This window comes from Stenotrophomonas sp. GD04054 (assembly GCF_029836955.1).
Lineage (GTDB): Bacteria > Pseudomonadota > Gammaproteobacteria > Xanthomonadales > Xanthomonadaceae > Stenotrophomonas > Stenotrophomonas maltophilia_A.
On the sequence record NZ_JAOECR010000012.1, the window covers coordinates 85276 to 92211 of the forward strand.

The window sequence follows — 6936 nt, forward strand, 5'->3', positions numbered from 1 at the left end:
TTGATAAACCTGCTGTATCGGGCTACGTCGCAGTCCAGCGAACTACCGGGCTGGAGTCATCGTGAAACAAAAAACCCCGGCAGATGCCGGGGCTTTTCGTTCGCGAAGGCGCGGGCGCCTTACTTCTTCTTCGGCATGTACAGATCGGTGATCGTGCCGTCGTAGATTTCCGAGGCCATCGCCACCGATTCGCTCAGCGTCGGGTGCGCGTGGATGGTGTGGCCGATGTCTTCGGCTTCGGCACCCATCTCGATGGCCAGGCCGATCTCGGCCAGCAGGTCGCCGGCGTGCACGCCGACGATCGCACCACCGATGATGCGGTGGGTCTCTTCGTCGAAGATCAGCTTGGTGAAGCCCTCGGTGCGGCCGATGCCGATCGCGCGGCCACTGGCGGCCCACGGGAACTTGGCCACGCCGACCTTCAGGCCCTTGGCCTTGGCTTCGGTCTCGGTCACGCCGACCCAGGCGATTTCCGGGTTGGTGTAGGCCACCGACGGAATCACGCGGGCCACCCACTCCTTCTTGTGGCCGGCAGCCACTTCGGCAGCCAGCTTGCCCTCGTGCGTGGCCTTATGGGCCAGCATCGGGTTGCCGACGATGTCGCCGATGGCAAAGATGTGCGGCACGTTGGTGCGCATCTGGCGGTCGACCGGGATGAAGCCACGGTCGGTGACCTGCACGCCGGCCTTTTCGGCATCGATCTTCTTGCCGTTCGGCGAGCGACCCACGGCCACCAGCACGCGATCGAAGGTGCCCTGCGCCAGCGCAGGCGCCTGGCCTTCCTCGGCGGCGTCGAAGGTCACGGTGATGCCCTTGGCATCGGCGGTGACGCCCGAGGCCTTGGTCTTCAGGTGGACTTCGATGCCCTGCTTCTTCAGGCGGTCAGCCAGCGGCTTGACCAGGTCCTTGTCGGCGCCCGGCATCAGCTGGTCCATGAACTCGACCACGGTCACCTTGCTGCCCAGCGCACCGTACACGGTAGCCATTTCCAGGCCGATGATGCCGCCACCGACAACCAGCAGCGAGCCCGGCACTTCGGCCAGCTCCAGCGCGTCGGTGGAGTCCATCACGCGCTTGTCGTCCCACGGGAAGTTCGGCAGCTTCACCGCCTGCGAACCGGCGGCGATGATGCACTTCTGGAAGCGCAGCAGCTGGGTGCTGCCATCAGCGGCGGTGATTTCCAGCTCGTTGGCCGAAACGAATTTGCCGACGCCCTGCACGCTGCGGACCTTGCGCTGCTTGGCCATGCCGGCCAGGCCCTTGGTCAGCTGGTTGACGACCTTTTCCTTGTACTCGCGCAGCTTGTCCAGGGTGATGGTCGGCTTGCCGAACTCGACGCCGAAATCACCGGCGTGGGCCACTTCGTCGATGACCGCTGCAGCGTGCAGCAGCGCCTTGGACGGAATGCAGCCCACGTTGAGGCAGACGCCACCGAGGCTGGCGTAACGCTCGACCAGCACCGTATCCAGGCCGACGTCGGCAGCGCGGAAAGCGGCGGTGTAGCCGCCCGGGCCGGAGCCCAGCACGACCATTTCGCATTCGATGTCGGCCGGCTTGCCGCTGGACAGCGCCGGCTTCGGCGCCGCCGGCTCAGCCGGGGCGCGGTGCGACGGGGTCACCGGCGGCTTGCTGGCCGGAGCGGCCGCTGCCGGGGCCGGCGCGGCCGCCTTGGCCGGGGCTTCGGCGGCACCTTCGGCGTCCAGCACCACGACCACGGCGCCTTCGGACAGGGTGTCGCCGAGCTTGACCTTGATTTCCTTGACCACGCCGGCAGCCGAGGACGGCACTTCCAGGGTGGCCTTGTCCGATTCCAGGGTCACCAGACCCTGATCCTTCTTCACCGTGTCGCCGACGGCGACCAACACTTCGATCACCGGCACATCGCTGTAATCGCCGATGTCGGGAACCTTGACTTCAATCGTGGCCATGGTGGGTTTTCCTCGTGCCCGCGCGGCGGTACCGGCGGGCTGTCACTGCATCTGTTCACGCGGCCGCGCCAGGGGCGGCGGCCGCACGGTGGGGGCGAAGCGGTGCCTTACAGCAGCACGCGGCGCATGTCGGCCAGTACCTGCGACAGGTACGTGGTGAAGCGTGCGGCCAGGGCGCCATCGATGACGCGGTGGTCGTAGCTCAGCGACAGCGGCAGCATCAGCTTCGGTGCGAATTCCTTGCCGTTCCAGACCGGCTGGATGGACGACTTGGAGACGCCGAGGATGGCCACTTCCGGTGCATTGACGATCGGGGTGAACGCGGTGCCGCCGATGCCGCCCAGCGAGCTGATCGAGAAGCAGCCGCCACTCATGTCGGCCGGGCCGAGCTTGCCGTCGCGCGCCTTCTTGGCCAGTTCGCCGGTTTCCTGCGCGATCTGCACCACGCCCTTCTTGTCCACGTCGCGGATGACCGGCACGACCAGGCCGTTCGGCGTGTCGGCGGCAAAGCCGATGTGGAAGTACTTCTTCAGGGTCAGGTTTTCACCGCTGGCATCGAGCGAGGCGTTGAACTCCGGGAACTTCTTCAGCGCCGCGGCGCTGGCCTTGATCAGGAAGGCGAGCATGGTCAGCTTGATGCCGGCCTTCTCGTTTTCCTTGTTCAGCGCCACGCGCAGGCCTTCCAGGTCGGTGATGTCGGCCTGTTCGAACTGGGTGACGTGCGGGATCATGGCCCAGTTGCGGGCCAGGTTCGCACCCGAGATCTTCTTGATGCGCGACAGCGGCTGGACTTCGGTCTCGCCGAACTTGCTGAAGTCGACCTTCGGCCACGGCAGCAGGTTCAGGCCACCACCGGCAGCGACAGCAGCACCGCCGGCAGCCGGCACGCCGCCGCTGAGTGCGGCCTTGACGAACTTCTGCACGTCACCCTTGGTGATGCGGCCACCCTTCTCGGTGCCGTTGATCTGCAGCAGGTCCACACCCAGTTCGCGGGCGAACACACGCACCGCCGGGGTGGCATACGGCACCTTGGCCGGCAGCACGCCATCGGCGTTGAACTGCACCGGCGGGCTGGACGGGGTACCGGCCGAGGCGACCTCGCGGGCCGCCAGCTTGTCCGGCTGCGCCGGCACAGCGACCGGCTCGACCTTGGTGGCGGTCTCGGCGGCAGCCGGAGCGGCAGCAGCGGCTGCCTTGGTCGGCGCCGGCGCGGCAGCGCCCTCGGCCTCGATGATGGCGACCACATTGCCCTGCGACAGAGTGTCGCCGACCTTGACCTTCAGTTCCTTGACCACGCCAGCCACCGACGACGGCACTTCCATGGTGGCCTTGTCGCTTTCCAGCGTGACCAGGCCCTGGTCCTTCTTGACCGTGTCGCCGACGGCGACCAGCACTTCGATGACCGGAATGCCGGAATAGTCGCCGATATCCGGCACCAGCGCTTCAACCGCACCACCGCTGGCAGCCGGAGCGGCCGGCGCAGCTGCGGCCGGGGCCGGCGCGCTCTGGGTGGCGGCAGCCGGGGCAGCGGCCTTGGCCGGTGCAGGGGCGGCAGCGGCCGGCTTGGCAGCCTCGCCTTCAGCCACTTCGATCAGCGCCACGACCTTGCCCTCGGACAGGGTGTCACCGACCTTGACCTTGATCTCCTTGACCACGCCGGCGACGGCCGACGGCACTTCCATGGTCGCCTTGTCGCTTTCCAGCGTCACCAGGCCCTGGTCCTTCTTGACCGTGTCGCCGACGGCGACAAGCACCTCGATTACCGGGATATCGCTGTAGTCACCGATATCGGGGACAAGTGCTTCCTTGATTTCGGCCATGGGGATAACTCCGGCAATCTGGTGTAGGGAAACGTCTATTGTGCGGCCAGCGGGGGCCAGCGCCAACCGTTACAGGTGTTTTCAGTACTCACGCAGCCGGGACACGCTGTTGCTCATGGGTTGCGGCCGCGACCAGTCGGTAGCGTATTGTCCGGACGATGTCCGCTTTATGTCGCCAGTGCGTCGGCTACCGGCTGCCAGGCCTGGCGCAGCCGCGGCAGCAACCAGGCCGCGTTGGCCGGGCTGGTGGACGGCAGCGCCAGCAGCCTTGGCGGCGCCTCCAGGCCGGGCAGCACCCAACGCTGGAATGCCTTCAGCGATGCCGCACCGTTGCAGCCGATCAGCTCCAGCTCAGGAAGCGAAGCGATCAATGCCGGCAGCGCATTGGGTACTTCCGTGCCACGCACGATGTCAGCATCCAGGCTGCCACGCCGCTCGCACTGACCGATCACATCCCACAGACCCACACCGGCTGCCTGCAGTGCGCGCAGCCGTTGCGGGTACGCCAGGGCCACATCGAAGCCACAGATATCGGCCAGCACAGGCCAGAAGCGATTGCGCGGATGCGCGTAGTAGCGCTGCTCCTGCAATGACGCAACGCCGGGCATCGAACCCAGCAGCAGCACCCTGCAATCCGCCTTCACCTGCGCTTGCAGGCCGATGCACACCGTTGCTTCGCTCACATCTTCTCCAACTGCATGAATGTCGCCGAAGGCCGAAAAGCCCATGAAAACAGGCTTTTCGCTCCAGTCGCTGAACAAGGGAAACTATTTTTTAACGTGCGTCGGATTCGATTCATGTTGGGGCGACTACGGTGTGCTCGCCCCGCAACCGGGGGCCCAAAACAAGAAACATTAGGAGATACCCCCATGCGCTCCATCCGTATCCTGAGTCTCGCCCTGCTGACCTCCGCCGCCTTCGCGCCGGCCGCTTTCGCCCAGGACAGCAGCAGCACCGACACCGCTTCGGGCAAGCATTTTGCCGTTGTTGGCGGCATCTCGCTGCTGGAACCGAAGAACGACCCGATCACCGGCGTCAAGAAGACCGATGGTGGCCCGGCGCCGACCGTCAGCTTCAGCTACTACATCAACGACAACTGGGCCGTTGAACTGTGGGGCGCTGCCGACAAGTTCGACAACAAGTTCAAGGGCCCGAACAATGCCCGCCTGGGCTCGGTCGAGCAGCAGCCGATCGCGCTGAGCGGCCAGTACCACTTCGGCCAGGCTGACAACGTGTTCCGTCCGTTCGTGGGCGTGGGCTACTACCAGTCGAGCTTCAGCAACGAGAAGCTGGGCAACGGCGCTGACACCGACATCCGCTTCAAGGATGCCAAGGGCGTGATCGGCACCGTCGGCGTGGACATGAACATCAACTCCACCTGGTTCGCCCGTGCTGACGCCCGCTACATGCGCGCCCGCCCGGACGTGAAGGTTGGCGGCGAGAAGATCGGCGAAGCCAAGATGGATCCGTGGACCGTCGGCTTCGGCATCGGCGCCCGCTTCTGATCCAGGCTGCACCTGCTTCACTGATGTAACGCGACGGGCCCTTCGGGGCCCGTCGTCGTTTCCGTCACCCGCGTTCTGTAGAGTCGAGCTTGCTCGACTGCCTTTCGTAGAGTCGAGCTTGCTCGACTGCCTTTCGTAGAGTCGAGCTTGCTCGACTTTTGCAAGAGCAGTCGACTGACAGTCGACTCTACACACAGGATGCGGAGGCGCGATGCACGACGTCGACCTGCTGGTGATCGGTGGCGGTATCAACGGTGCCGGCATCGCCCGTGATGCCAGCGGCCGCGGCCTGCGCGTGCTGTTGTGCGAGCAGCACGACCTCGCTGGGCATACCTCCAGCGCCAGCAGCAAGCTGATCCACGGTGGCCTGCGCTACCTGGAACAGCGCGAGTTCGGCCTGGTGCGCAAGGCACTGGGTGAACGCGAAGTGGTACGCCGGCAGGCACCCTATCTGGTCCGCCCGCTGCGTTTCGTGCTGCCGTGGGAACCGCACCTGCGCCCACGCTGGATGCTGCGCGTGGGACTGTGGCTGTACGACCACCTGGGCCCACGCAGCCCGGCATTTCCCGCCTCGCGCGCCCTGGACCTTCAGCATGATCCGCTCGGTCCCTGGCTCTCCCCGGATCTGCGGCAGGCCTTCAGCTACGCCGACGCGCAGGTCGATGACGCGCGTCTGGTACTGCTCAATGCCCTGGATGCTGCCTCGCGTGGCGCACAGGTACATGTGCGCAGCCGCTGCATCGAACTGCGCCCTGTGCAGGGCCGTTGGCAGGCCGTACTGGAATCCGCCGATGGCCAGCAGCATGTGACCGCGCGCGCCGTCGCCAATGCGGCTGGCCCATGGGCCGGTGGCCTGCTGGAGCAGATGGAGGCCCGCAGCGGCGGCCCCGCGCTGCGGCTGGTACAGGGCAGCCACATCGTGCTGCGCCGCCCCTGGCCCGATGACAGTGCCTGCCTGCTGCAGCAGCCCGATGGCCGCGTGGTGTTCCTGCTGCCGTTCGCCCACGAGCATCTGCTAGTCGGCACCACCGACACCGACTACCGCGGTGACCCGGCGCGCTGCAGCGTGCTGCCTTCCGAGGTGAGCTACCTGTGCGCGGCCGCCAGCCGCTATCTGCGTGAGCCGATCACTCCGGAAGACGTGGTCTGGCAGTTCGCCGGTGTACGTCCCCTGCTGGCCGACCCGGACCCGCGTGCGGCAACGCTGAGCCGCGACTACCGCCTTCAGCTGCAGTCCAGCCCGGCGCCGGCGCTGCATGTGCTGGGCGGCAAGCTGACCACCTACCGGGTGCTGGCCGAGGAAGCGCTGAACCTTCTGCGCCCTGCCCTGCCACAGATGGGACCGGCCTGGACGGCAGGCGGAGACCCGCTGCCGGGCAGCGACTGGGGTGACGCCACACAGGCGCGCTCCCGCCTGCAGGCGCTGGCACCGTGGTTGCCCGTGGAGATCGCACGGCGTTGGGCCGAAGCCTACGGCAGCCGCAGCGCCGCCCTTCTGCAGGGTGCACGGGGCATGGACGATCTTGGAGAGGACTTCGGCGGCGGCCTGCATGCGCGGGAAGTGGCTTTCCTGCGCGACCACGAATGGGCCTGGGACGCCGAGGACGTGCTGTGGCGGCGGAGCAAGCTGGGGTTGCGGCTGGATGCTGCGCAGGTGGCGCGGCTGCAGGCGTGGATCGATAG

5 protein-coding genes are annotated in these 6936 nt (G+C 66.6%); 2 read left to right on the forward strand and 3 right to left on the reverse strand.

Annotated features, from left to right (window positions below; genetic code table 11):
* Positions 1-119: 119 nt before the first annotated feature.
* The 3 genes from lpdA to N7573_RS08350 form a co-directional block, all read right to left on the reverse strand.
* A complete protein-coding gene (lpdA, locus tag N7573_RS08340; RefSeq protein WP_032129050.1) occupies positions 120-1928 on the reverse strand; it encodes a dihydrolipoyl dehydrogenase in 1809 nt (602 codons plus the stop codon).
* Positions 1929-2035: 107 nt separating this feature from the next.
* The gene (gene aceF, locus N7573_RS08345; protein ID WP_071229582.1) at positions 2036-3748 is read right to left on the reverse strand and encodes a dihydrolipoyllysine-residue acetyltransferase; all 1713 of its coding nucleotides are present in this window, start codon (positions 3746-3748) and stop codon (positions 2036-2038) included.
* A gap of 167 nt (positions 3749-3915) precedes the next feature.
* Positions 3916-4431, reverse strand: a complete 516-nt coding sequence (locus tag N7573_RS08350; protein ID WP_279913207.1) for a DNA-deoxyinosine glycosylase — start codon at positions 4429-4431, stop codon at positions 3916-3918.
* A 186-nt stretch (positions 4432-4617) separates the two neighbouring features.
* Here N7573_RS08350 and N7573_RS08355 point away from each other — a divergent pair, with 186 nt between their 5' ends.
* Together N7573_RS08355 and glpD are read left to right on the forward strand one after the other, a co-directional pair.
* Positions 4618-5253, forward strand: coding sequence for an OmpW family outer membrane protein (locus N7573_RS08355; RefSeq protein ID WP_032129052.1), 636 nt, complete (start codon positions 4618-4620; stop codon positions 5251-5253).
* 211 nt (positions 5254-5464) lie between these two features.
* The coding region (gene glpD, locus N7573_RS08360; protein WP_279913208.1) for a glycerol-3-phosphate dehydrogenase at positions 5465-6936 on the forward strand (1472 nt) is incomplete at its 3' end.

What these genes read in the sequence shown, in the direction of transcription:
- lpdA (WP_032129050.1), bottom strand. Translation starts at nt 1,928, where the DNA reads ATGGCCACGATTGAAGTCAAGGTTCCCGACATCGGCGATTACAGCGAT.
- aceF (WP_071229582.1), bottom strand. Translation starts at nt 3,748, where the DNA reads ATGGCCGAAATCAAGGAAGCACTTGTCCCCGATATCGGTGACTACAGC.
- N7573_RS08355 (WP_032129052.1), top strand. Translation starts at nt 4,618, where the DNA reads ATGCGCTCCATCCGTATCCTGAGTCTCGCCCTGCTGACCTCCGCCGCC.